The organism is Bacillus massilinigeriensis, assembly GCF_900111815.1.
Taxonomy (GTDB): Bacteria; Bacillota; Bacilli; order Bacillales; family Cytobacillaceae; genus Mesobacillus_C; species Mesobacillus_C mediterraneensis.
Genome location: NZ_LT630012.1, coordinates 1 through 24118 on the forward strand (window position 1 = coordinate 1; position 24118 = coordinate 24118).

24 protein-coding genes and 2 tRNA genes are annotated in these 24118 nt (G+C 39.8%); 21 read left to right on the plus strand and 5 right to left on the minus strand.

From position 1 onward, the window contains the following. Positions 1-535 precede the first annotated feature (535 nt). The 7 genes from BQ5796_RS15795 (at position 536) to BQ5796_RS15825 (ending at position 4846) form a co-directional block, all read left to right on the plus strand. Positions 536-609: transfer RNA gene (locus BQ5796_RS15795), tRNA-Met, on the plus strand. Between the two features lie 24 nt (positions 610-633). After that, positions 634-709 (plus strand) — tRNA-Asp (locus tag BQ5796_RS15800). A gap of 239 nt (positions 710-948) precedes the next feature. Then, positions 949-1419, plus strand: a complete 471-nt coding sequence (gene tsaE / locus BQ5796_RS15805) for a tRNA (adenosine(37)-N6)-threonylcarbamoyltransferase complex ATPase subunit type 1 TsaE (RefSeq protein WP_071461342.1) — start codon at positions 949-951, stop codon at positions 1417-1419. Next, positions 1400-2098, plus strand: coding sequence for a tRNA (adenosine(37)-N6)-threonylcarbamoyltransferase complex dimerization subunit type 1 TsaB (tsaB, locus tag BQ5796_RS15810; RefSeq protein ID WP_071461343.1), 699 nt, complete (start codon positions 1400-1402; stop codon positions 2096-2098). Before tsaE ends, tsaB begins: the two co-directional genes overlap by 20 nt. A 14-nt stretch (positions 2099-2112) precedes the next feature. Further along, entirely contained in the window at positions 2113-2565 is a 453-nt protein-coding gene (gene rimI / locus BQ5796_RS15815) for a ribosomal protein S18-alanine N-acetyltransferase (protein WP_071461368.1), read from the plus strand. After that, positions 2562-3596 (plus strand): tRNA (adenosine(37)-N6)-threonylcarbamoyltransferase complex transferase subunit TsaD, encoded by a 1035-nt coding sequence (gene tsaD, locus BQ5796_RS15820; RefSeq protein WP_071461344.1) that lies wholly within the window; start codon positions 2562-2564, stop codon positions 3594-3596. The genes rimI and tsaD overlap by 4 nt, the downstream gene beginning before the upstream one ends. Before the next feature lie 992 nt (positions 3597-4588). Further along, on the plus strand, positions 4589-4846 hold the full coding sequence (locus BQ5796_RS15825; protein ID WP_071461345.1) for a hypothetical protein: 258 nt from the start codon (positions 4589-4591) through the stop codon (positions 4844-4846). 139 nt (positions 4847-4985) lie between these two features. Here BQ5796_RS15825 and BQ5796_RS15830 read toward each other — a convergent pair whose 3' ends face one another. Beyond that, positions 4986-6911 (minus strand): ABC-F family ATP-binding cassette domain-containing protein, encoded by a 1926-nt coding sequence (locus tag BQ5796_RS15830; protein ID WP_071461346.1) that lies wholly within the window; start codon positions 6909-6911, stop codon positions 4986-4988. Between the two features lie 143 nt (positions 6912-7054). Between BQ5796_RS15830 and moaC the strand changes: the two genes are divergently transcribed. Both moaC and BQ5796_RS15840 read left to right on the plus strand, forming a co-directional pair. Then, a complete protein-coding gene (gene moaC, locus BQ5796_RS15835; RefSeq protein WP_071461347.1) occupies positions 7055-7549 on the plus strand; it encodes a cyclic pyranopterin monophosphate synthase MoaC in 495 nt (164 codons plus the stop codon). Between the two features lie 27 nt (positions 7550-7576). After that, positions 7577-8227, plus strand: coding sequence for a redox-sensing transcriptional repressor Rex (locus BQ5796_RS15840; protein ID WP_071461348.1), 651 nt, complete (start codon positions 7577-7579; stop codon positions 8225-8227). A 124-nt stretch (positions 8228-8351) separates the two neighbouring features. Here the strand turns inward: BQ5796_RS15840 and BQ5796_RS15845 are convergent, their stop codons facing one another. Beyond that, positions 8352-8549 carry a YdiK family protein gene (locus BQ5796_RS15845; protein ID WP_071461349.1) on the minus strand — a complete coding sequence of 66 codons (198 nt, stop codon included), beginning with the start codon at positions 8547-8549 and terminating at the stop codon, positions 8352-8354. Then, entirely contained in the window at positions 8546-9286 is a 741-nt protein-coding gene (locus tag BQ5796_RS15850) for a CPBP family intramembrane glutamic endopeptidase (RefSeq protein WP_071461350.1), read from the minus strand. The genes BQ5796_RS15845 and BQ5796_RS15850 overlap by 4 nt, the downstream gene beginning before the upstream one ends. 264 nt (positions 9287-9550) lie before the next feature. Between BQ5796_RS15850 and groES the strand changes: the two genes are divergently transcribed. Next, positions 9551-9835 (plus strand): co-chaperone GroES, encoded by a 285-nt coding sequence (gene groES, locus BQ5796_RS15855; RefSeq protein ID WP_071461351.1) that lies wholly within the window; start codon positions 9551-9553, stop codon positions 9833-9835. A 54-nt stretch (positions 9836-9889) separates the two neighbouring features. Next, positions 9890-11524 (plus strand): chaperonin GroEL, encoded by a 1635-nt coding sequence (groL, locus tag BQ5796_RS15860; protein WP_071461352.1) that lies wholly within the window; start codon positions 9890-9892, stop codon positions 11522-11524. A 113-nt stretch (positions 11525-11637) separates the two neighbouring features. On the opposite strand, the gene BQ5796_RS15865 is transcribed toward groL, so the two are convergent. Then, the gene (locus BQ5796_RS15865) at positions 11638-12804 is read right to left on the minus strand and encodes a site-specific integrase (protein ID WP_071461353.1); all 1167 of its coding nucleotides are present in this window, start codon (positions 12802-12804) and stop codon (positions 11638-11640) included. 49 nt (positions 12805-12853) lie between these two features. Then, a complete protein-coding gene (locus BQ5796_RS15870; RefSeq protein ID WP_071461354.1) occupies positions 12854-13783 on the minus strand; it encodes a hypothetical protein in 930 nt (309 codons plus the stop codon). A gap of 157 nt (positions 13784-13940) precedes the next feature. On the opposite strand from BQ5796_RS15870, the gene BQ5796_RS15875 reads away from it, so the two are divergent. The 10 genes from BQ5796_RS15875 to BQ5796_RS15920 all read left to right on the plus strand — a co-directional run bounded on the left by BQ5796_RS15875 (position 13941) and on the right by BQ5796_RS15920 (position 23983). Then, complete coding sequence (locus BQ5796_RS15875; protein WP_071461355.1) at positions 13941-14129, plus strand: helix-turn-helix domain-containing protein; 189 nt, start codon at positions 13941-13943, stop codon at positions 14127-14129. A gap of 13 nt (positions 14130-14142) precedes the next feature. Beyond that, a complete protein-coding gene (locus BQ5796_RS15880) occupies positions 14143-14436 on the plus strand; it encodes a MerR family transcriptional regulator (RefSeq protein WP_071461356.1) in 294 nt (97 codons plus the stop codon). Continuing rightward, positions 14414-15094, plus strand: a complete 681-nt coding sequence (locus tag BQ5796_RS15885) for a CHC2 zinc finger domain-containing protein (protein WP_071461357.1) — start codon at positions 14414-14416, stop codon at positions 15092-15094. The genes BQ5796_RS15880 and BQ5796_RS15885 overlap by 23 nt, the downstream gene beginning before the upstream one ends. Then, on the plus strand, positions 15087-16844 hold the full coding sequence (locus BQ5796_RS15890; RefSeq protein ID WP_071461358.1) for a DUF927 domain-containing protein: 1758 nt from the start codon (positions 15087-15089) through the stop codon (positions 16842-16844). Before BQ5796_RS15885 ends, BQ5796_RS15890 begins: the two co-directional genes overlap by 8 nt. A 460-nt stretch (positions 16845-17304) precedes the next feature. Next, a complete protein-coding gene (locus BQ5796_RS15895; protein ID WP_071461369.1) occupies positions 17305-17847 on the plus strand; it encodes an ERCC4 domain-containing protein in 543 nt (180 codons plus the stop codon). Positions 17848-17946: 99 nt separating this feature from the next. Continuing rightward, positions 17947-18177, plus strand: a complete 231-nt coding sequence (locus BQ5796_RS15900) for a hypothetical protein (RefSeq protein ID WP_071461359.1) — start codon at positions 17947-17949, stop codon at positions 18175-18177. A 28-nt stretch (positions 18178-18205) separates the two neighbouring features. Then, positions 18206-18583 (plus strand): hypothetical protein, encoded by a 378-nt coding sequence (locus tag BQ5796_RS15905; protein WP_071461360.1) that lies wholly within the window; start codon positions 18206-18208, stop codon positions 18581-18583. Positions 18584-18895: 312 nt separating this feature from the next. Then, positions 18896-20017: an AAA family ATPase gene (locus BQ5796_RS15910; RefSeq protein ID WP_071461361.1), complete on the plus strand. Its 1122-nt coding sequence runs from the start codon at positions 18896-18898 to the stop codon at positions 20015-20017. Positions 20018-20035: 18 nt separating this feature from the next. After that, the gene (locus BQ5796_RS15915) at positions 20036-22318 is read left to right on the plus strand and encodes a S8 family peptidase (RefSeq protein ID WP_071461362.1); all 2283 of its coding nucleotides are present in this window, start codon (positions 20036-20038) and stop codon (positions 22316-22318) included. Between the two features lie 324 nt (positions 22319-22642). Then, the gene (locus BQ5796_RS15920) at positions 22643-23983 is read left to right on the plus strand and encodes a phospholipase D family protein (RefSeq protein ID WP_071461363.1); all 1341 of its coding nucleotides are present in this window, start codon (positions 22643-22645) and stop codon (positions 23981-23983) included. Positions 23984-24118: the final 135 nt, after the last annotated feature.

Consider the following 24118-nt stretch of genomic DNA (forward strand, 5'->3'; position numbering starts at 1 on the left):
AAAAACACGCCAGTTCACCCAAAAAAACCAATCAAAATGACAATTTTTAAGGGTTTGCGGGCGGAATAGAGCCAGGTGCTTTACTGGCAGGCGGCTCGGACATCAAATAATAGAGTGGAAAAGAGTAATTGGAAGCAGTCTGGAAGCTACTGTAGATAAAGGAGGATTTACCGTTGATATCCGGTGGATTACCGTAGATAAATGGAGGTTTACCGTTGATAAATCGTCGTTTACCGTAGATAACCTCTTTGCAAGAGCTTCACGCTTGATGAAAATCGCAACTGTAACTGCTTACCGAAGCATCACTATTCAAAAAAGCCTCGCAACATCCTAAAAACACGCCAGTTCACCCAAAAAAACCAATCAAAATGACAATTTTTAAGGGTTTGCGGGCGGAATAGAGCCAGGTGCTTTACTGGCAGGCGGCTCGGACATCAAATAATAGAGTGGAAAAGAGTAATTGGAAGCAGTCTGGAAGCTACTGTAGATAAAGGAGGATTTACCGTNCCAGGCTGCTTGGTTTTAATATTATTGTCGCGGGGTGGAGCAGTTCGGTAGCTCGTCGGGCTCATAACCCGAAGGTCGCAGGTTCAAATCCTGCCCCCGCAATAAGTTGTTTTATACATATTGAAAGGTCCCGTGGTGTAGCGGTTAACATGCCTGCCTGTCACGCAGGAGATCGCCGGTTCGATCCCGGTCGGGACCGCCATTTTTATAGCTTGATAGAATCAACGAACCATCAGGTTTCGTTTTTTTTATGCTTTCATTATGGCAGGACCCTGCATAGCTTTTTTGCTACTTGAAGAAAAATCGTGTAAACTACATAAAGAGCCTTACTCCTTAGGATCGTCCTAAGGATTTTTTTGTATTGCTTGAGAAAAAATGAGCCGCAATGCAGGGAATACGGGTAGAATGGAAAGATAGACATCAATTTTAAAGGTGATGAAGATGACCAGCTATACATTTATTTCAAAAAGTCCTAACGAAACTCATGCATTCTCGAAGCGGCTTGCCGGGTATCTTTTTCCTGGAACGGTTATTACGCTTGAGGGGGACTTGGGTGCAGGAAAGACAACCTTTACAAAAGGGCTAGCAGAAGGACTTGGGATTACTCGCACAGTCAACAGTCCTACTTTTACTATCATTAAGGAATATGAGGGACGCCTTAAGCTCTATCATATGGACGTATATCGAGTGGAAGATGAGTTTGAGGAGCTTGGGTTTGATGAATATTTCTCGAGCGACGGTGTTTCAGTTGTCGAGTGGGCGCATCTCATCGAGGGACAGCTTCCGGATCAACGGCTAGACATTCAACTGTACCATGCTGAGAATCAGGCTAGAAGGCTAGAGCTGAAGCCCGTCGGGCGTAAATATGAACAGATATGCGAGGTGTTTTTTCATGAGAATCCTATCGATTGATACTTCTAATTATGTGCTTGGCATTGGACTATATGATGGCAATGCCATAATGGGAGAGTACATTTCCAATTTGAAGAAAAATCATTCGGTCAGGGTGATGCCTGCAATCCAAACATTAATGGAAGAATGCAATACAGCACCGGCTGATTTAACGAAAATCGTTGTAGCAAAAGGGCCTGGTTCTTATACAGGAGTGAGGATTGGCGTGACGATCGCCAAAACGCTTGCTTGGACGCTGAATATACCAATTGTCGGTGTCTCATCCCTTGAAGTGCTTGCAGCATCTGCCGGGAGGTATTTTAACGGGAGTATCTCTCCATTATTTGATGCGAGAAGAGGACAGATTTACACTGGGCTTTACCGGTTCGATAATGGAGGGATAGAACAGGCTGTAGAGGACAAGCTTGTCATGGCTTCCGATTGGGCAAAGAAACTAGCAGAATCAGATGAGAACACCCTTTTTGCGGGGAATGACCTTTCCATCCACAGGGAAGAATTGGAGAAGATGCTCGGGTCAAAAGCATTTTTCACAGGGCCTGAGGGTAACAACCCGCGTCCTGGGGAACTTGCAATTCTAGGTGCGGAAAGACCAGAAGAACCTGTCCACGCGTTTGTGCCGAATTATATCCGCTTGGCAGAAGCGGAAGCAAATTGGCTCAAAGAGCAGAAAAAACAATAAAAGTGGGAACACATATGAACAAAACAATTGATTTTCGGAGCATGACGCTGAAAGATATTGACAGCATATATGAGATTGAGTCTCGTTCCTTTGCTACTCCCTGGAGCAAAGAAGCTTTTTACAACGAGTTGATTAAAAATCAATTTGCTGTGTATACGGTAGTGGATGTGGATAATAAGACCGTTGGTTACGGAGGCATGTGGATTATCATTGACGAAGCACATGTCACCAATATTGCACTGTACCCGGAATTCCGCGGACATGGACTCGGTGAAGCCTTGATGCGGAGAATGATGGACATCGCCAAGGAGCGAGGCGTAAGAACGATGACACTGGAGGTCAGAGTCAGCAATGAACCAGCAAAGTCTCTGTACCGGAAGCTTGGATTCAGTGATGGCGCAATCAGGAAGCAATATTATACAGATAATATGGAAGATGCCATAGTAATGTGGGTGAATATATCATGACAAAAAAAGATCAATACATTTTAGGAATTGAGACAAGCTGCGATGAGACAGCTGTCGCTATTGTAAAAAATGGCAGAGAGATTATTGCGAATGTGGTCGCATCGCAAATTGAAAGCCATAAACGATTTGGTGGAGTAGTACCAGAAATAGCTTCTAGGCATCACCTCGAGCAATTGACGATTGTTCTGGAAGAAGCTTTGAAACAAGCAAATATGTCGATTAAGGAAATGGATGCCATCGCGGTAACGTCAGGGCCAGGACTTGTCGGCGCTCTCCTTATCGGTGTCAACGCAGCTAAGGCGCTTGCTTTTGCCAATAACGTGCCGCTTGTGAGTGTTCATCATATCACAGGACATATTTATGCCAACAGGCTAGTGCAGGAAATGGAGTTCCCTTTGCTGGCGCTCGTCGTTTCCGGCGGGCATACCGAGCTTGTGTTTATGAAAGAGCATGGCAGTTTTGAAGTGATAGGTGAAACAAGAGACGATGCGGCAGGAGAAGCTTATGACAAAGTGGCAAGGACGCTTGGCCTCCCTTATCCCGGAGGACCTCATATTGACAGGCTTGCACAGGAAGGGAAAGTGGAATTGGAGTTGCCGCGGGCATGGCTGGAGGAAGGCTCTTATGACTTTAGCTTCAGCGGGTTAAAATCTGCAGTGATCAACACGGTTCATAATGCCCAACAGCGGGGAGAAACAATTCTTCCTGAAAACCTTGCGGCAAGCTTTCAGGCTAGTGTGATCGATGTCCTTGTAACAAAAACAACCCGGGCAGCGAAAGAGTATGGAGTGAAACAGGTATTGCTTGCTGGTGGTGTTGCAGCTAATAAAGGGTTGCGCACGGCGTTAGAAACAGCGTTCAACAATATGCCGGAGATTGGGCTTGTCATTCCTCCTTTGTCTCTTTGCACCGATAATGCTGCAATGATTGCAGCGGCCGGCAGCGTCTTTTTTGAGAAAGGACAGCGGGCTAGCATGAGTTTGAATGGAAATCCAGGACTCGACATTACTATCCACAATGTTAAATTGTAAAACAGCAAAATCCGCTGTGGATAATTGCGACATTATCCACATATCAGTGGATAATGTGGATAAAAAGAAAGTATTTTGTGGATAATGTGGAAAACAACGTGGAAAGCTTGTTGTTAAACGATTGAATTTGTGTATATCTTTGTGGGTAAGGAACTCCGTTTTCTGACGGGGTTTTTTCTTTTTTCGACAGAATCTTTTTTTAGCTGCAGTTTAGCGTTTTCGAGAGTTTATGAATAGTAGTTGAAGTTCTAATTTTTATATTTTTAACCTGATATGGTATCCGTTAGATAGCTACTGTAGATAAAGGAGGATTTACCGTAGATATCCGGTGGATTACCGTAGATAAATGGAGGTTTACCGTTGATAAATCGTCGTTTACCGTAGATAACCTCTTTGCAAGAGCTTCACGCTTGATGAAAATCGCAACTGTAACAGATTACAGAAGCAACTCTTTTCAAAAAAGCCTCGCGACATCCCAAAAACACGCCAGTTCACCCAAAAAAACCAATCAAAATGACAATTTTTAAGGGTTTGCGGGCGGAATAGAGCCAGGTGCTTTACTGGCAGGCGGCTCGGACATCAAATAATAGAGTGGAAAAGAGTAATTGGAAGCAGTCTGGAAGCTACTGTAGATAAAGGAGGATTTACCGTNAGCGTTTTCGAGAGTTTATGAATAGTAGTTGAAGTTCTAATTTTTATATTTTTAACCTGATATGGTATCCGTTAGATAGCTACTGTAGATAAAGGAGGATTTACCGTAGATATCCGGTGGATTACCGTAGATAAATGGAGGTTTACCGTTGATAAATCGTCGTTTACCGTAGATAACCTCTTTGCAAGAGCTTCACGCTTGATGAAAATCGCAACTGTAACAGATTACAGAAGCAACTCTTTTCAAAAAAGCCTCGCGACATCCCAAAAACACGCCAGTTCACCCAAAAAAAACAATCAAAATAACAATTTTTAAGGGTTTGCGGGCGGAATGGAGCCAGGTGCTTTCTGGCAGGCGGCTCGGACATCAAATAATAGAGTGGAAAAGAGTAATTGGAAGCAGTCTGGAATCTACTGTAGATAAAGGAGGATTTACCGTAGATACCCGGTGGATTACCGTAGATAAATGGAGGTTTACCGTTGATAAATCGTCGTTTACCGTAGATAACCTCCTTGCAGGAGCTTCACGCTTGATGAAAATCGCAACTGTAACAGATTACAGAAGCAACTCTTTTCAAAAAAGCCTCGCGACATCCTAAAAACACGCCAGTTCACCCAAAAAAACCAATCAAAATGACAATTTTTAAGGGTTTGCGGTCGGAATGGAGTGTAGTGAGCCAGCATCCAGCATCCGGAACACAGCAAAAGGAGCAGAAAAATCTGCCCCTTTTTACCATACTATGCGTCTGCTAGCTCCGCCCATTCTTCCATAAGAACTTCAAGACTCGCTTTTGCATTTTCCAATTCCCCGTTTATTTTTGCGACCTTCTCATGATTCTGGAAAATATCCGGATCGCAAAGCGTTTCTTCGTGTGCTGCTATCGCTTCCTCTAATTCTTCAATAGAAGCTTCAACTTCTTCGAGACGCCGCTTGCGCTGGCGCTCCCGTTTTTTCGCTTCTTTATCCTGCTGGTATGATTTTTTATCACTATCCTGGGACACAGCTTCTTGCTTTTTCTCAGCATTTGCGAGTGCAAGCAGCTCTTCCTGCTCCTGCTTCTTCTCGATATAATAATCATAATCGCCCAAGTATTCGGTAACGCCGCTTGCGCTCATTTCGTAGACTTTAGTGGCGATCCTATTGATAAAATAACGGTCATGGGAAACAAACAGCAATGTGCCGGGATAATCAATCAGAGCGTTTTCCAACACTTCCTTGCTATCCAGGTCAAGGTGGTTGGTCGGCTCATCAAGGATGAGGAAATTGCCTTTTTCCATCATCATTTTAGCTAAGGCCAGCCTTGCTTTTTCCCCGCCGCTAAGGGATGAGACATTCTTCAGTACATCATCTCCGGAAAAAAGAAAATTCCCAAGAACGGTGCGGATTTCTTTTTCGGGCTTGAGCGGATAATCATCCCATAGCTCATTCAATACTTTCTTGTTTGAGGTCAAATCAGCCTGCTGCTGGTCGTAATAGCTGATCGATACATTTGAACCTATGCGAACATTTCCTTCTAGCAAAGGAAGTTTTTCGACAAGCGTCTTCAGCAAAGTAGATTTACCGATGCCGTTCGGCCCGACAAGCGCGATGCTGTCGCCTCTGCTAATGCGGCAGTCAATAGAAGAAGAAACGGCTTCCCCGTTATAGCCAACTGCCACGTTTTCCAAGGCCAGTACGTCGTTTCCGCTCTGGCGTTCAATATTAAAGGAAAATGTAGCGGATTTCTCATCGCCGGAAGGCCTGTCCATCCTATCCATTCGATCAAGCTGCTTTCTTCTGCTCTGCGCCCTTTTCGTTGTCGATGCTCTAGCAAGATTCTTTTGGATAAAATCCTGCAGCTTCGCTATTTCATCCTGTTGCTTCTCGAAAAGCTTCATTTCCCGCTCATAGTTCGCCGCTTTCTCGTCAAGATAGGCGCTATAGTTTCCTTTATACCGGTTTAAGTTGGTTCGCGACAGCTCGAATACTTGATTGACCACTTTATCAAGGAAGTAACGGTCGTGCGATACAATGAGAACCGAGCCTTCATATCCTTGCAGGTATTGCTCCAGCCAAGAAAGCGTCTCGATATCCAAATGGTTCGTCGGCTCGTCCAAAATAAGGATATCGGGTTTTGTCAGCAGCAGCTTTGCGAGGGCGAGTCTTGTTTTTTGCCCGCCGCTTAATGTAGAAATAAGGGTACTATAATCGAAAGAAGCGAAATTCAATCCATGGAGAATAGAGCGGATATCTGCTTCGTATTGGTAGCCGCCTTTGTCCTTGAATTGCTGCTGAAGGGAATCGTATTCCTTCAGGACTTTTGTATATCGGCTTTCGTCAGAATGAATTGCAGGATCTGCCATTTGCGTTTCAAGACAGCGCAATTCTTTTTCCATGTTGCGGAGTCCGCTGAAAACGTCTAGCATTTCGTCCCAAATGGATAGCGATGACTCCAAGCCAGTATTTTGGGCAAGGTAGCCGATCGTGACGTCTTTTGGCCGGATGATTTCTCCGGAGTCATAGGAAGAATGCCCTGCAAGTATCTTCAGCAAGGTCGATTTACCGGCGCCATTCCTGCCGACAAGCGCAACTCTGTCTCTAGTCTGTATTTCAAATTTGATATTCGATAAAATAAGGTCAGCGGCAAAATACTTTTCCAACCCATTAACCTGTAATAAAATCATTCATTTTCACCTCAATTACTTAATCACAGTGTAACTGATTACAAACTTTCCGGCAATTTCTTGCGAATAAATACGGGAAGCAACAATGTTTCACACACAATTTTTACAAAATGGTGTATTATTTTGATGAAGGGAGCAAAATTATGGCCGACTTTACTCATTTTAATAGCGAGGGCCGGGCTAAAATGGTTGACGTGAGCGACAAACCAGAAACAGCTAGGACTGCTATTGCATATTCGAGCATTACAGTAAACGAAGAAATTTATGAGAAAATAACAGGCAATAGGATGAAAAAGGGAGATGTCCTTGCTGTTGCACAGGTTGCAGGCATCATGGCATGCAAGAAGACATCAGACATTATCCCGATGTGTCATCCTATCCCAATTACTGGAATTGATATTACTTTTTCATGGGAAGAGGATGGAGGAGACCATCGGCTAAATATCGAAGCAAATGTAAAGACAAAAGGAAATACAGGCGTGGAAATGGAAGCATTGACCGCGGTCAGCGCTGCGGCGTTGACTGTTTATGATATGTGTAAAGCTGTCGATAAAGGGATGGTCATTGGTAAGACATACCTTGTTGAAAAAACAGGCGGCAAAAATGGCGTTTTCAAAAGGGAAGCTCAGGTCAAATAATATGTAGGGAAGAAAGGAGGTTTGCGGATGACGAATGATAATGTGAAGATTCCACAGGCAACAGCAAAGCGGCTGCCATTATATTACCGTTTTCTATTAAATTTGCACTCTTCTGGGAAACAACGAGTTTCCTCTGCCGAGTTGAGTGAAGCGGTAAAGGTAGATTCAGCCACCATCCGACGGGATTTTTCCTATTTCGGGGCACTTGGCAAAAAGGGGTATGGCTATAACGTCAATTATCTATTAACATTCTTCCGGAAGACGCTGGACCAGGATGAAACGACAAAAGTAGCGCTAATCGGGGTGGGGAACCTCGGTACGGCATTTCTAAATTATAATTTCTCCAAGAACAACAACACGAAGATCGAAATTGCCTTCGATGTGGATGCAGGAAAAGTTGGCAAGAATATTGGCAATGTGCCGATATTCCATATGGACGAGCTCGATGCAAAGCTGATTGAGGAAGGGATCCAGGTTGCCATTCTTACGGTGCCTTCATCTGTTGCGCAGCCCATCACGGACAGACTTGTGGCATCGAACATCAAGGGAATTCTGAACTTCACTCCTGCCAGGCTGAACGTACCGGCGGATATCCGAATCCACCATATCGATCTCGCAGTCGAACTGCAATCTTTAATTTATTTCCTAAAGCACTATCCAACTGTTGAAGAAGAATAAGCATGTAAAAAGATTGCCGCCAGCTTGGCCATTTGGACAAGCTGGCGGCAATCTTTTTTTGTTGCGGGGGGACGCGTGGATCCACTACGCTCTAAAGAAGCCTCCCATATCGGAAGGCTTTCGGCTATTTTTGCTGCTGTTTCAGTTTGAAATGGAGCAGGAGCATTCGGATTCCTGAACCGAAATCGAAGGTGGCAACGAGGACGATTGTGTAGGTCCAGAAGCCCCAGCCGCTTTCCTCCACATTGACAATAGCGAAATAAGTGAACAGGACGCCGAATAGAATATAAAAAATCCCGGAAACAAGCGGTGATTGTCTCATAGAAATAGTCCCCCAATAAATCCTTGAATTTGTTCTGCTTCCCGCATCATCCTTTCGATGTCCTCCTTATACACAGACTGCACGAGGATGACGAAAGTGTTCATTGCCACATGGGCAAAGATTGGGACAAGGATTCTTTTCGTTTTAACATACAGGAAGGCGAATGTGAATCCCATTGCAGAGTAAAGCAGAAGATGCTGCGGCTCCCCGTGTGCCAAAGAAAAAATGACTGAGCTGATTAAGGCAGAGAGGAGGAAGCCGAATCTGTGATAGAGACTTCCAAAAATTATTTTTCGAAAAACAATTTCCTCTAAAATCGGACCTATCACTGACGTAATGAACATGACAGGCAGGAAGATCTTAATCATCTCAAGAATCCCGCGCGTGTTTTCTGATCCGGGATCTACTCCAAAAAGGCGAATTTCGATGTTTGCAGCGATAACCTGTGCAGCAAATGCCAGGAAGACGCCGGCGATTGCCCAAATAATGGAGCTTGCCACTCCTGCAGCACCACGTACATCAGCTTGGGCTTTCCGCTCTTTTCTAAGCAGGAACACCACGAGAATGAGCGTAACGGAGAAGCTGAAGACCGTCCATATCGGTCCTGCCAGCATTTTAGCCTCGGCAGCGCTGTAACCAAACTCTTTAACGGCTGAAAAAGTAAGCGGCAATCCAAGATATGCGGAAAACTGCATCAAAATATAAATAATCAGTATGTACGAGTAAGTTTTTTTCAAATCTTGAGCTCCTTTAATCCGAAGAATTCCTGAATGACAATGTCTGTCCTTCCATTCTACTATTAGGCATCAGGCAGTTCAAACCTAAACGATTAAAAACAATCTGGAAGGCACACTGATGAGAGACGAAAAAAATTGCGAAAAAAATTTGGGTTCATGCTTGCAATATTTTTGGAGATTATTTAATATATAAATTGTGTTAGCACTCAAGATAAGTGAGTGCTAATAAAAAAGAATGAACTATTTTTGAGGAGGTCGTTTCACTTGATCAAGCCATTAGGTGATCGCATTGTTATCGAGCTTGTTGAGTCTGAAGAAAAAACTGCAAGCGGTATTGTTTTACCCGACACAGCAAAGGAAAAACCTCAGGAAGCCAAAGTAGTAGCTGTTGGCACTGGCCGTGTACTTGAAAGCGGCGAGCGCGTAGCACTCGAAGTTTCCGAAGGCGACCGCATCATCTTCTCAAAATACGCAGGCACAGAAGTGAAATACCAAGGTAAAGAATACCTAATCTTGCGCGAATCTGACATCCTGGCTATTGTCGAGTAGTCAACGGTAATTAAACATATAAAGAGCAATTATTAAAGAGGAGGTTATTTTACAATGGCAAAAGAAATTAAGTTCAGTGAAGAAGCCCGCCGCTCCATGCTTCGCGGCGTGGATGCACTAGCAGACGCTGTAAAGGTAACTCTTGGACCTAAAGGACGCAACGTGGTTCTTGAGAAGAAGTTTGGATCTCCACTCATCACTAACGATGGTGTAACAATCGCAAAAGAAATCGAACTTGAAGATGCATTTGAAAACATGGGTGCGAAGCTTGTTGCTGAAGTTGCAAGCAAGACAAACGATGTTGCTGGTGACGGTACTACCACTGCAACGGTCCTTGCACAAGCAATGATCCGCGAAGGCTTGAAGAACGTAACTGCAGGCGCTAACCCAATGGGTATCCGCAAAGGTATCGAAAAAGCTACAGTGGTTGCTGTTGAAGAGCTAAAAGCAATCTCTAAGCCAATCGAAGGAAAAGCTTCCATCGCACAAGTTGCTGCTATCTCTGCTGCTGACCAAGAAGTTGGCCAACTGATTGCAGAAGCAATGGAGCGCGTTGGCAACGACGGCGTTATCACAATTGAAGAATCAAAAGGATTCACAACTGAACTGGACGTTGTGGAAGGTATGCAGTTCGACCGTGGATACGCTTCTCCATACATGGTAACAGACTCCGACAAAATGGAAGCTGTTCTTGAAAATCCATACATCCTAATCACTGACAAGAAAATCGCTAGCATCCAAGAAGTCCTTCCAGTACTTGAGCAAGTAGTTCAACAAGGCAAGCCGCTATTGTTGATTGCTGAAGATGTTGAAGGCGAAGCGCTTGCAACGCTTGTTGTGAACAAACTTCGTGGCACATTCAATGCTGTTGCTGTTAAAGCTCCTGGCTTCGGCGATCGCCGTAAAGCAATGCTTGAAGACATTGCTGCACTTACAGGCGGCGAAGTGATCACAGAAGAGCTTGGCCGTGACCTTAAATCTGCATCTATCAACTCTTTGGGACGCGCTTCTAAAGTTGTTGTTACAAAAGAAAACACTACAATCGTTGAAGGTGCTGGAGACACTGAAGCTATCGCGGGCCGCGTGAGCCAAATCCGCGTTCAGCTTGAAGAAACTACTTCCGAATTCGACCGTGAAAAACTGCAAGAGCGCCTTGCTAAGCTTGCTGGCGGCGTAGCAGTTATCAAAGTTGGTGCTGCAACTGAAACTGAGCTGAAAGAGCGCAAACTTCGCATTGAAGATGCTTTGAACTCGACTCGTGCTGCTGTTGAAGAAGGTATCGTATCCGGTGGTGGCGTAGCCCTGCTGAACGTATACAACAAAGTAGCTGAAATCGTTGCAGAAGGCGACGAAGCAACTGGTGTGAACATCGTTCTTCGCGCTATGGAAGAGCCAGTCCGCACAATCGCGCACAACGCAGGTCTCGAAGGCTCTGTCATCGTTGACCGCCTGAAGCGTGAAGAAATCGGCACAGGCTTCAACGCTGCAACTGGCGAGTGGGTAAACATGATCGAAGCGGGTATCGTTGACCCAACTAAAGTTACACGTTCCGCACTTCAAAACGCAGCATCCGTTGCGGCTATGTTCCTAACAACCGAAGCAGTTGTTGCTGACAAGCCAGAGCCAGCAGGTGCAGGCGGCGGCATGCCAGACATGGGTGGCATGGGCGGAATGGGCGGCATGATGTAATAAGGGGTTTAAAACCTTGTTATATCAACGTCTAAAATGATAATATGATTTTTTTGTCCTCGGATTTGTCCTCGTTTTCTATAAAACATCGAATCCATGACAAAAAAAGCTAACTATAGGAGAAGGTCTTTCATCAGTTTACTAAACTGTTGGGAGGCCTTTTCTTCCATATTGGCGGTCATATGAGCATAGATATTCATTGTAGTATTAATATCTGTATGTCCAAGACGTTGTTGTATTTCTTTAATGCCAACTCCAGCTTCAATCAATAATGAAGTGTGGGTATGTCTAAATGAATGTGGAGTAATGTTCTTTTCTATTTTTGCTTTTTTCAAAAGTCTTTTAAGACGGGTCTCAACAACTTTTCTTAATTGTGGATGCCCATCCTCTCGAGCAAAAATAAATCCGTTGTCCTGGTAAACAAGTCTGTTTTTAAATTTAATTTCATTTTGTTTAAGCCGATGCTTTTTTAACATGTTAATCAGCATTTCATCAATCTTGATTGTACGAACAGAGCCCTTTGTCTTTGGCGTTAAAAGCTGATATTTTTCAAAATGGTTGTTAGGGTTATAAAGGGTTTTAGTAACTCGAATAGCACTTTGCTTTTCGTTAAAATCCCCCCATTTTAAGGCTAATAATTCACCTATTCGTAATCCGGTATAGGAAAGTACCGTGAAAACAAGATGATCCATTTCAAGCCCGTCTGTATAGGCTAATTTAAGAAAATGGGCAAGTTCTTCTTTTTCAAGAAAAACAATATTCTCTTCTGCTTTCTCCAATTCTTCAACACTTTGCTGCTTTTTAGGCATTTTGAAATCCTCAGTAGGATTACTTTTTATCAGTCCTTGAGTCAATGCTTTCCGAAAAATCATTCTTCCGCAAGCGTGAATACCATCCATATAATTTTGGCTGTATTTTTCGTTTAATTCCAGAATCCTTTCTTCATACATTTTCTTAGTTATGCGGCTGATTGGATAAGGTCCCCAAACAGAGGTAAAATGCTTCATTTCCTTTTCCCGAGCTCTCACACTGCTGATCTTAACGCCACTGCGGCTATACGTTTTTAACCAATCCTGGGCGAATTGTTCAAAAGGCATATCGGATTCTTTGGTATAAGTGCCATTTTGAATTTCTAATTCAACAAGGCGTGCTGCTGCCTTTGCTTCTCGTTGTGTTTTAAAGCCACCTTTAGATATCTCCTTGCGTTTTTTTGTAAGTGGGTCTAAACCTATATAAATATGATAACTCCATGTGTTCCCTCGTTGTCTGAATTTTGCCATCTTCATGGCCTCCTTTATTGGTTATTTGGAAGATTCTTAGCAAATTAAATTATGAACTTTTCTGTGATGCTTTTCTAATTCGATAAGTTTCTTGTTTGCAAGCATTTGAACAGTATTTTTGCCGCTTTACCTTTTTAAAAGGCAATTTACAATTTGGATTTTCACATATATGAACAGGTTCATTATTAGCTACCAGGTGCCATAGATCACGATAAATGGCCCTTATTAGATGTGGAGTGTAACACCACTCTTTAATGGTGAAACCTAAAGGCGGTTTACCCGTTACAATGGTTTCAGGATCCCTTTTAATGTCTTGATTCCCAATTGAATTAACTTTTTGTGCTAATAAACCTTGAGCAAGTTTTAGAAAACATTCTTCTTTTTCCAATTCCTCCTCAGCAGCTGTGAACCCGGTCCATGATCCATCCCACCACAAAATTTGGCAGCTCCCGCCTATAGGTGGTTTTACACTTAATAAATTATCTTCAATTTCACTTTCTTGCATTTCTCCCTTTTGAATGTTGATTAATGCCTGATATAGCTTTAGTAGCTTTTGCATTTGCTTAATATGAAAAAACCATAATTCTATAGGTTCGCAATCGGAATAGCCAATTGGTAAATCTATAAAATAAGAAGAGTCTGAATAAAGGTCTCTTTGAACTTTAATCTTATTTATTTTCGCTAGATCAGGCGTGCTAATCCCAAGCAGGCCGTATTTATTAGCAAACTCATTTATTTCTTTTTCGTTTTTTAATTTTGAAAAATCCCAAGCTAAACCTTCAGGATTAAATGTTCCCCCCATTGTTCTCCGAGGGACCAAAGAAACAAACTTTCCTGTATTTTTACCTAAACAGTCTAACCAAACCTTAGCACCTTCAATTTTTAATTCATCAAAATTGTTTTCGTTGATTTCTAATACAGAAGCGGTAGGGAAATAAGATTTTTCCTCACGGTCAAGCCAATAATAAAACATTTCCATTTTATCGTCCTCCTTATTTAAAAGTGAAATTGTTACGTTTTGTTACGAAATATAGTATGTTTTCATTTGAATTAAGTAACAAAAGTTGATAGATTTAGTATATACCAGGAAACAACAATAAACAACAACATTGTTATAGAAAGGGTGAAATTAAAAATTGGATCCTAAAGTTTTTCCTGAAAATACTCCGATTCTTAAAGAAAAAGGTGAAATTCCATATTGGGAAATTGCTTCTCGGTTAGGCGTACACGTTAACACTGTCCGGAACTGGATGAAAAGTTCCATGAATCAAAAACAAAGAGAAATGGTTTTGGAAGCAATAAAGGCAATCAAAGAGGTTAAATAAGTGAGGTGTAAACATGCTCGAAATAAAACTAGATGATGAGGAAGTAAAAGCCCTATTTTTGGCCGAAGTTAAATCACGTTTAGACAAAATTGAGCTTGAAGCCCTTCTTATGAGTTCAAAGCAACTATGTAAATACTTAAGCCTAAGCTGGCCTACTATTGAAAAGATATTTTTAAGTGATCCAAACTTTCCCCGAATTCGGATAGGGAGCAAATGGCTTTTTCCTCGTAAAGAAGTTGAACGATATATAGATATTTGGACGATTGAGAAACAAGCGTATGTGGATGAAAAGTTACAAAAATTATAAAAAACTAACACCAATAGAAACAATCCAGCTTGTAAAAGATTCTATTGGCATTGAAGTGGTGCTTGAATATTACACTGGGATTAGTCTTGATAAAGTAAAAGGGCGAAAATCAAAGTTAATTTCTTGTATTTTTCATCAGGAAAGGACACCGAGCCTTGCAATAACTCCCTCAAAGAATGTTTTTCATTGTTTTGGTTGTCATGCAAAGGGCGATATTATCACACTGGTTTCCCTTTTAAAAAACGTATCACAAGCCAGGGCTGCTTATATCATAGCCGAAGACTTTGGTTTATTGGATAAGGTAAAGCCGCAGCTAAAACTATCCATTAAAGAAAAAGCCTTTGATAAAGAGCTTGAAAGGAATTTCCGGCAGAAGGAAAAGGAATTATTTGATTTTCTTTTGCAAGTTAAACAACACTTTCAAGCTATTACAAAAAATATTAAAAATGAAAGGGATTTACAACGCAAAGGTGGCCTTTATCACATCATCGCCAAAATTGAATATTACCTGGATTTACTTTCCGATTATGAAGACTTTTCGCCAGAAGGGCGTATTGATAATTATATTTTGATTCAAAAATTTATAGGGAAAGAGATTTACCTGATTTACAAGGAAGTTCAAGAAAAAGCAATAGAGGAGGTGAGCATTAATGAGTGAATGGATAGCAGCTTTTAAAAAGAAAGCGCATGAAGTTCCTTATCTTCTTCCTAAAAAGGACTATCCTCAGCAAGAAGAAGAACAAATGCAAGAGGACAAGCGATTTTTGCCTTCTCCGATTAAAGACATCGTGATTCCAAAAGGATTTAAAGCCGGGAAGGAAGGATTATATTATGTTCCGTCCAATGAAGAAAAACCACCTGTTTTTATTTGCTCTGAATATGTCCTTATTACTGGGAGATATGAAAATATTACGGATGGAACCGAAGGATTGATAGTTTCCTGGTTTCATAATAACAAATGGAAAAAGTTAAAAAGAAGCCGGGATAACTTTATGGTTCAAAGCAAATTGGTTGAATTATCCGCTTTGGGTTTTCCTGTTAGTTCCTTAAATCAAAGGTTAATGGTTCAGTACCTAACCGCTTTTGAAAGGGCGAATTTGGAAAATATACCGGTTGAAAAGGCTAGTGAACAAATGGGCTGGTGTGAAGCGGGCTTCCTGTTAGGGAATGAGTTCATAGGTTCCGGTTCCTTGTCTTTAGTTAGCAGCGACAAAGGCGAAGAACAGTTTGCAAAACATTATACTAGCAAGGGCGATATACAATCCTGGTTAAACATGATTAAAGCGATTAAGCGTTATCCAAAGATAATAGCCGGGGTTTATGCTTCCTTTGCTTCCCCACTGATAGGTCTTTTTGATTCAAAGCCCTTTATTTTTGAATGGAGTGGCGAAACTTCCAAAGGGAAAACAACTGCACAAAAAATAGCTGCTTCAGTGTGGGGTAAACCGAATGAAAACGGTATTTTAAAAAGGTGGAACAGTACACCAGTTGCAATAGAGAGGGCTGCTAGCTTAACAAACCATGTTCCGCTATTCTTGGATGATACTAAACAGGCAAACCCTAAATATATCGCCACCTCCGTTTATCATTTGGCTGGCGGCCAAGGTAAAAACCGGGGAAGTATAAATGGCATGCAAACAACTAAAACCTGGGGAAACGTTATTTTTAGTACCGGGGAACAAAAGATAACAAGCTTTTCCCGTGATGGTGGATCAACGGCAAGGGTTTTCAGTTTGGATGGTTTGCCTTTTGGGGCTGCCAATGATGAAACATACAACCTTATTAGGAAAATTGAAAGGTCCATAAAAAACCACTATGGGTCAGCGGGAAAAATATTTATTCAATACATTTTGAATAATCGGGGTAAATGGCAAGAATGGGAAGCTTACTTTAATCAACAAACGGATTATTATGCAGAAATAGCCAAAGGGAACACTGTTTCCCAAAGGCTAGCTGAACATATGGGAATTATTGACCTTGCCAGTGTTCTTTTTCATAAATGTTTTAAACAGGAATACAAAGTGGAAAAGGAGTTGCTTAAATTATGGGAAGAGATTATAAGTGATAACCAGGAAACAGACAGACCAAAGCAAGCTCTTGAAGATGTTATAAGTTGGGTTTCATCAGAAGAAAACCGCTTATATACCCGGGATGGAGAAACGATTTTCAAGCCTTCTGACTGTATTGGCAAATGGAATGAAGCGAAATCAGCGGATTTATGCTTGTATCCTGTAAAACTGGAAAACTTCTTGAAAACACAGGGTTACGAACCTTCTGCAATACTAAAATCGTGGGCTGAAAGAAATTGGATTTCTACTGAAAGAGGTAGAATGAAGAAAAAGGTATCTGTTAAGAACGTAAAAGAATGGATGTATGTTTTAAAAATTGACATAATCAACAGCCTCTAGAATTCTTTTTAGGGGCTTTTTATAAATATAGTTCCTATTAGTACCCACATAGTACCCAATATAGTGGAAACTGTTTAAGCCAGTATTATCAAGGGTTTAACTTAATAGTACCCACAGTACCCACTATTTTTAGTATATACCTATATGTTTTCAAAAAGGTTTTATTTTCGCTATTTCTCCAAAGATATATACACTATTTTATTTTAGTGGGAACTCCGGGTACTATGCCCCAAAAATCTGAGTTATCAAGGGTTTGTTAGTTCCCGACCGTGTGAGAACTTAGAGGGAACCCAGAAAAAATAGTACCATTATTCTTCTGAAATTTTCTCAACAGCTTAAAAGTTTTTCTAAAAGTTATTCACCAGGGTAAAGTCAAGCTAAAATAAGCTGTTAGGGTAAATAAAGAGAGAACCAAGGGTATAGCTAAAAGGATAAACATGAGGGGTATACGCTTATGATGATAACGAGTATTAAATATAGTTTCACAGATAAGGAGATAAAAGAGCTCCTTTCCGGTTTGGTTATCCTGGTTGATACCAGGGAGCAGAGAAACAACCATATCCTTAAATATTTAGATTCTCATAAAATCCCACACAAAAAAAGAAAGCTGGATTATGGGGATTATTCCGCTTATTTGCCAAAGAATGAGGAATTAGGAATACAACGAGATATTTATTTAACCGCTGCTATTGAGCGCAAAAACAGCGTGGATGAATTAGCAGCTACGATTAAGGAAAGAACTCGCTTTGAAAATGAATTGATTCGGGCACAAAATTCACCTTTTGTTCTTTTGGTTGAAGATTCAGATGGCTATGAAAAAATTGTAAGGGGGGTATATAGAAGCTGTTACAAAGCAAAAGCCTTATTGGGTTCCTTGAAGTCTTTTGAAACGAAGTATGGCTTCCAAACCGTCTTTATTTCTCCAAAAACAGCCGGGAATTATCTTTATTATCACTTTTACTATCTTTTTAGAAACATGCTGAAAGGGGCTTCATTTTTGTAAAGAAAACTGGGGTTTTTATGCACGTTTTGTTATCTTAAAAGTCGCGGAAGCCTTGATATAATTGGATTTTTTAAATTCTCTAGAAATAGGAGTGATAACATGGCCGCAAATGGGAGCGAATTTACTAAAAATATACGATTAAACAGGCCGCAAGACATTAGAAGGATGGTAGGGAAAGTTATTAATATCTTGCTCCAAGATGGGGAAATGACAATAGACAAAGCCAAAACTATAGCAACCTTATCGAATACAGCTTTAAAATCAATGGAATTAGGAGATTTAGTGGAAAGAATGAATAAGATTGAGCAAATGTTTGATAACCAGGGATAGCAACGAAATATTGAAAGGACGATTTTGAATGAGTATAAAATCTCGGCTGAAACACCTTGAGCGAAATATAAAGCCAAAAGGAAAAGACCCTGTTAAAGAGTGGCGTAATAGAGTTAAAAGGCATGAAGAAATGGAAAGCCTTACTCCCGCTATCGAAGAAGGAGATTTACAAGCTTGCATCCGCTATTGCCAGCTGTGTGAGGAGAGTGTTGTTGACAGGACATTTTCTTACCGGGATGTTTATATTAAAGTTGCTGCAATGAACCAGGGCTATGAACCGAGATATGAGGATGAAACAGGGATTGATGTATGGTATCACAATCTAAAAGTGACATATAAATATCTGGAAGAGAAGGTAAAGGTGCCAAATACGAAGGAACCTGTTTTAAAAAATTGGAGGTCTTGATTAAAAATAATACTGTATATGTTGCTGTCCATATAAAATCTGGTAATTAAAAAAGGCAGGCAAAACTCGCCAAAGATTGGCGAGTTTTCTTTTATTTTTTCTCACGCTTTTATGTATTTAGATAACTTTAGACTCTTGATTAATTAAATTCATGGCTATAGGGGGTAAAAGTTAAGATGGATACAAAAAGGTGATTATCAATGAAATTCGACTTAGTAATAAATTGTTTGTTAATCGAATGTTATTTGACTCAGTAAAAATATGGGTTTATAATAAAAATATTCGAATATACGTTTTGGGAGTTGGTATCGAATGAAAGAAAGTGTGCTGAAGCACTTGCCTAATATTGTGAGGGCTTCATTAGAAGGCGATAAAAGAACGGTTGAATTAGCAGTTATGACAATCATAAGAAAAATAAAAAAAGAAAACCCTTCATTATCGGATGAATTAGCTGGTATTCTATCAACTTATGGTGCTGGCGCTCCATTAACCAGATCTTTAGGGATAGATCCGCCACCTACAGATAAGGAAAGTTATTTGTCTTTAGTTAAAATTTCAGATAATAGTGATTTGGGAGACAAAATTGTTTTATCTGAAGGTACCAGCATAATTGTTGATAGGTTTCTTAAAGAGAGAGAAGTCATGGGGAAATTAATATCCAATGGTATTAAGCCACCGAATAGCCTCTTATTATATGGACCACCTGGTGTTGGTAAAACTTTTTTGGCAAAGGTAATTTCAAAACAATTGAATTTGCCGTTGATTACATTGGATTTGGCTTCAACTGTTTCGAGTTATCTAGGGAAAACAGGACAAAATCTAAAAAAAGTTTTGGAGTATGCAAAGTCTTCGCCTTCGATATTATTTTTAGATGAATTTGATGCTATTGCAAAAAGAAGAGATGATCCTACAGATTTAGGAGAATTAAAAAGGATTGTAAACGTACTACTTAAAGAATTAGAAGATTGGCCCAATAATTCTATCGTCATTGCTGCTACTAACCACCCTGAATTTTTAGATAAGGCTATATGGAGACGTTTTGATATAAAAATTGAAATGCCTTTACCAGATGCAACAGTCCGTTTAAAAGTATGGATTGAGAATATGGACAAAGACATAGTTGATATCCCAATTGATTTCTTAGAATTTATTAGCCAATCAATTGAAGGGGTTAGTCCCGCAGATATAAAACAGATAAGCGAAAAGGTATTGCGCGAAGTAATTGTAGATGATACAGACCCTAGATTTGCTTTAATTAGGGTGTTAAGAGAAAGTTATAGCTTATCGATTCCAAACTTCAATAAAACAATGGTAAAAAAATTAAAGAGCATTTTTGGTAAAAAAATAACACAAGCCCAAATAGCCGAACTGTTAGGTTTAAGCGTATCAACAGTTAACCATCATTTAAAATCCGAGTCGAAATTACAAAACTAAAAAGGGGGATACTTTAGGATGAGTGAAGATAAAAAAGAATATTTGCCGATAATTGGGTACGGTGAGCGATTGATTGAACCTGTAAGGAAAAATGGAGGTTTTGGTGAACCGACGTTTCCTAGAACATATAGCCAGGCTCAAGCGAGAGTTAAAAAGCAAGTGCAAATAATAAAAGATAAAATAAACAAAATTCCTGAAGAGAAAAGGATGGATGAAGTAGTTGTAACTTTGAGGTTAAATGAAAAATTTCTTGCTAAATCCTATATTCCGAATACTCTTTTTAAGCAAGCCAGATTTGAAAATATCGGTTCAAGACGGTGGGAATTTTACCGAGAAGAGGGGAAAGAGGAAGAAAAGCTTTATAGCAAGATGCATTTCGTTAAAATGGACCTAGAAAGCTTGGGGAATTTTGAGGAAATCCTCGAAAAAGAAGAGGCTAGTCTTACAGACAGCTTCAAAAATGATATTAGAAAAGTAGAGGATATCTCTTTACTTGCTGGAAATGAAGTGATTCAGGGGTTCGATGAACAATGGCAAGAAGGAACTGTGGAGTTTGTCCTGCATCCTTTTGGTGATGAACATGAAAAAATGCTTGAAAAATTCAAATATATTCTTTTGAAAAATAATATCAAAAGTGACTCAATGAGAATAAAAACATACTTAAATGGGCCGACATTTGTTAGTGTTTACTTAAATAAAAGTGCTTTATTAGACGTTTCTGATTTTAACCCGTTAAGAACAGCCCATCCTTTAAGGGTTGATTTTTTCCCGGAGTTAAGGAGTTCTAAGAGTAATCCGCTAATGTTAAAACCGCCTGTTGGAAAAAATATTTCTCAAATAAAAGTCGGCATTTTCGATGGTGGAATTGATTCATCCCATCCTTTGTTGGTTAATTATGCTAAAGAGAATAAATCTGTAAAATCAAATCCTATTAGACAAGGAGTAGACCACGGAACTGCAGTTGCAGGGGTGGTTTTATATGGTGACTTAAACCAATACGAGGCTCACTCACAACTAAATGAACCAGCCGTTTCAGTGGAAAGCTTTCGGGTGTTACCTAAAAGTAACCGAGCAGATTTAGACCTTTACGAGGCAATAGATTTCATTGAAGATATTGTGCCTACAAGAAATGATATTGATGTTTATAATTTATCATTTGGACCAGCTGGTCCAATATTAGATGACGAGGTTTCACGATTCACATATGCCCTCGATCAACTGGCTTGGGACTATAAAAAGTTATTTGTTGTGGCTGTTGGGAATGATGGGGCTCTTCCTAGTCCTTACAATCGGATTCAAGCACCAGCGGATTTAGTAAACGGTTTAGGTGTAGGTGCTTACACTTTTAGTTTAAATACCGGTGGGAAAGTTAGAGCGGCATATAGTTGTGTTGGGGTAGGAAGAGAAGGGTGTAAAGTTAAACCTGATCTTGTTGCTTTTGGTGGGGATTCTCATTTCCCTATACATCTTCTAAGTACGGATCAAAGCAGTAAATGGTTAGCTTCAGGGACAAGTTTTTCCTCACCCCTAATTGCCAGTAAAGCAGCAGAAATATTGGGAAGGTGTAATCAATTTAACCCTTTAGTTGCTCGAGCGTTATTGGTTCATTCTGCTCAACATCCCGATCAGGTTGATAATGAATTAGGCTACGGTTTTGTAGATCAAAGTGTAGATGATATATTACGATGTGATGAGAATCATGTAACTATCATCTATTCCAGTTCGATTAATCCAACAGCATTTGCAAAACTTCCTATTCCTTTACCTGTTAATGCAGGTATTAATGGTGATGTTCATTTATCATGGACTATTGCAACACTTTCAAAAGCAAATGCAATGCATATTGAAGATTATACGGAATCGGCTATTGAGGATACGTTTTACCCTCATCATAAGAAGTTTAAACTTACAAAAAGTGGACGAACCCAAACTTTGCATATTGAAAATGATGCGGAAGAGATTGCTAGATTAATTGAAGATGGATGGTCAATTAGTTCTCTTCCAAATTCTAGCTCCGCTGAGCAATATCAAACAGAACAAGCAAGAAGAGGGGAGTTAAAGTGGGATACTGTGGTGAAAAAGTGGAAAAGGATGCGTGTCTCGTCCTTGGAGCGTCCGTCCCTGGTACTACATGGCATGGGGAGAAATGGAAGTTCTGAGAGAATGGACTATGCTACTGTTATCACTATAAGTGTTCCAAAGTACCAAGGTAACCTTTATGAGGATATCTTCAATGAATATAGTGTATTAGAGCCTGTATTTATTCGTAATAGAAATGAAATTATGCTACCAATTAGATAATTAATCAATTAAAGGGTCAAGCCGCTGTGATTATTAATACAGTGGCTTTTATTTATTTAAACATATACATAATACGACAATATGAAGTTCCAATTCATGGTATAATTTACCTAGGTCACTAACGTATTGAAAAAGTAAGATTAGTTGATTAATAAAGAACAAATTGGCGCTTAAATAAGCCTATTTAGAAAGGTAATGCTACCTAGAGTTGTAAGATGAAACGCGTTAAGGACCAAAGTAATCCTAATAAAAGGTTTTGGGGGAGCTTATTTGTAAAAGGCAAAGCCACAATTTATTAGTAGAAAAGGCCAAGAGGGGAAATAAATGAATAAATACTTTTGGAAACAACGTTCTTTTTGGGATGATGTAGAACAAGAAATAAAAATAAAAAGCCCTAAAAATATTATTATATCAAGTGCATACTTATCACTTAGAGGAGTGGAGTATCTAAAAAACTTAAAGAAAAAAAGTAATCTTAAAAGAAAAAATATTACTGTCTACTGTAGTATTGATTTCCATGACGCAAAGCCGGCAGATATCTTAGAAGCTCTATCCTCTTTTGCTTGCGTGTTTCTGGTGACGGAGCCATTTTTACATAGTAAGATTTATGAATTCCATTTTAACGATAAAATAATAATTTATCACGGTTCTGCAAATTTGACAGAAGGTGGGATATCCAAAAACATCGAATGTATGTCAAAGGATATTCTTGATGAGTCCCCAATGTGTGATTTGTGGGAATATTTATCGGGTAACTCGATTACGGTCACTAAAGATGTGATTGAACTTTACCAAAAATACCAGAGAACATTACCTCCAAGATTTAATGAGAAAGATGAAACACTTCAAAGTGAACTTGAAATCATTAAACAAAATCAATTGAAAATGAAAAAATATCCTGATTTATCAAGTTTTTATTTCGATGTTCAGGATTATATTACAGTTTCAAAAGATTGGTATAAAGACTCTAGCTCTAACGCTGTTAAAAGAAGAAAAGTAATTCAAGAAAAATTACTAACTCTACATAAGGGAATAGAACCGCAAGTAAAAAAATGGGACTTACACCCTCATTATCATAAAGATTATATTTCGAGTGGGATTATTCCCTCTGTCTATAATCATGGACGTGTAGGGGCAATTTGGGTTAGATACGGTAAGCATAAGGATGAGTTGAATCCGTATGGAGCGGTAGTTAAAAAGGATAGACGGGGGAATAAAGATCCAATTGAACAATTTCATAAACACGCTTGCTTCCAAGTTTCATTTACGTCAAATGGAATTGATTTAGGATTATTTCATAGTACCGCCCATGATGGTATTGACCGTTATTTTGTTCGTGAACACTGGGATATAATAAAAAAGAAGATAGAACATAATTATCAAAGCCTTATAGGAAGATCATTGGTTTGGCATTTTTATGATGCAAAAACAGATGAGTCAAAATATAGATTTGAAATAGATAAAGGAACAGCAGTAGAATTCTTAACGTTCTATACAAAACACGATGAGGATGGACTTGAAAGCTTTTGTATGCGTCATTATACATTAAATGATGAAAGAATTAGAACTAAAGAATCTATAATGAAAGAAGCTCTTAAAACCTTTAAAACATTAATGCCCATATATCAGGCGATGACTTTCCGTATTCCAGCATCAATGCGGTAACAATTTTAGGGCTTGTTTTTAGTTATGGGTTAAGAAATGCAGACCCACAAAACGGCATTATATCTACGAAGCATGCTGAACCTATTTTTTGCAATTTAGAATGGTAAAGGCCGTTGTTAAGGATTCGTTAACAGT

Bases quoted from the DNA above. Each gene is read 5' to 3' on its own strand.
- BQ5796_RS15840 (WP_071461348.1), top strand. From the start codon at position 7,577: ATGACGAATGATAATGTGAAGATTCCACAGGCAACAGCAAAGCGGCTG.
- BQ5796_RS15845 (WP_071461349.1), bottom strand. From the start codon at position 8,549: ATGAGACAATCACCGCTTGTTTCCGGGATTTTTTATATTCTATTCGGC.
- BQ5796_RS15830 (WP_071461346.1), bottom strand. From the start codon at position 6,911: ATGATTTTATTACAGGTTAATGGGTTGGAAAAGTATTTTGCCGCTGAC.
- BQ5796_RS15910 (WP_071461361.1), top strand. From the start codon at position 18,896: ATGAAAGAAAGTGTGCTGAAGCACTTGCCTAATATTGTGAGGGCTTCA.
- rimI (WP_071461368.1), top strand. From the start codon at position 2,113: ATGAACAAAACAATTGATTTTCGGAGCATGACGCTGAAAGATATTGAC.
- moaC (WP_071461347.1), top strand. From the start codon at position 7,055: ATGGCCGACTTTACTCATTTTAATAGCGAGGGCCGGGCTAAAATGGTT.
- BQ5796_RS15880 (WP_071461356.1), top strand. From the start codon at position 14,143: ATGCTCGAAATAAAACTAGATGATGAGGAAGTAAAAGCCCTATTTTTG.
- BQ5796_RS15865 (WP_071461353.1), bottom strand. From the start codon at position 12,804: ATGGCAAAATTCAGACAACGAGGGAACACATGGAGTTATCATATTTAT.
- BQ5796_RS15900 (WP_071461359.1), top strand. From the start codon at position 17,947: ATGGCCGCAAATGGGAGCGAATTTACTAAAAATATACGATTAAACAGG.
- tsaE (WP_071461342.1), top strand. From the start codon at position 949: ATGACCAGCTATACATTTATTTCAAAAAGTCCTAACGAAACTCATGCA.
- BQ5796_RS15890 (WP_071461358.1), top strand. From the start codon at position 15,087: ATGAGTGAATGGATAGCAGCTTTTAAAAAGAAAGCGCATGAAGTTCCT.
- groL (WP_071461352.1), top strand. From the start codon at position 9,890: ATGGCAAAAGAAATTAAGTTCAGTGAAGAAGCCCGCCGCTCCATGCTT.
- tsaD (WP_071461344.1), top strand. From the start codon at position 2,562: ATGACAAAAAAAGATCAATACATTTTAGGAATTGAGACAAGCTGCGAT.
- BQ5796_RS15870 (WP_071461354.1), bottom strand. From the start codon at position 13,783: ATGGAAATGTTTTATTATTGGCTTGACCGTGAGGAAAAATCTTATTTC.
- BQ5796_RS15905 (WP_071461360.1), top strand. From the start codon at position 18,206: ATGAGTATAAAATCTCGGCTGAAACACCTTGAGCGAAATATAAAGCCA.
- BQ5796_RS15915 (WP_071461362.1), top strand. From the start codon at position 20,036: ATGAGTGAAGATAAAAAAGAATATTTGCCGATAATTGGGTACGGTGAG.
- BQ5796_RS15920 (WP_071461363.1), top strand. From the start codon at position 22,643: ATGAATAAATACTTTTGGAAACAACGTTCTTTTTGGGATGATGTAGAA.
- BQ5796_RS15885 (WP_071461357.1), top strand. From the start codon at position 14,414: ATGAAAAGTTACAAAAATTATAAAAAACTAACACCAATAGAAACAATC.
- tsaB (WP_071461343.1), top strand. From the start codon at position 1,400: ATGAGAATCCTATCGATTGATACTTCTAATTATGTGCTTGGCATTGGA.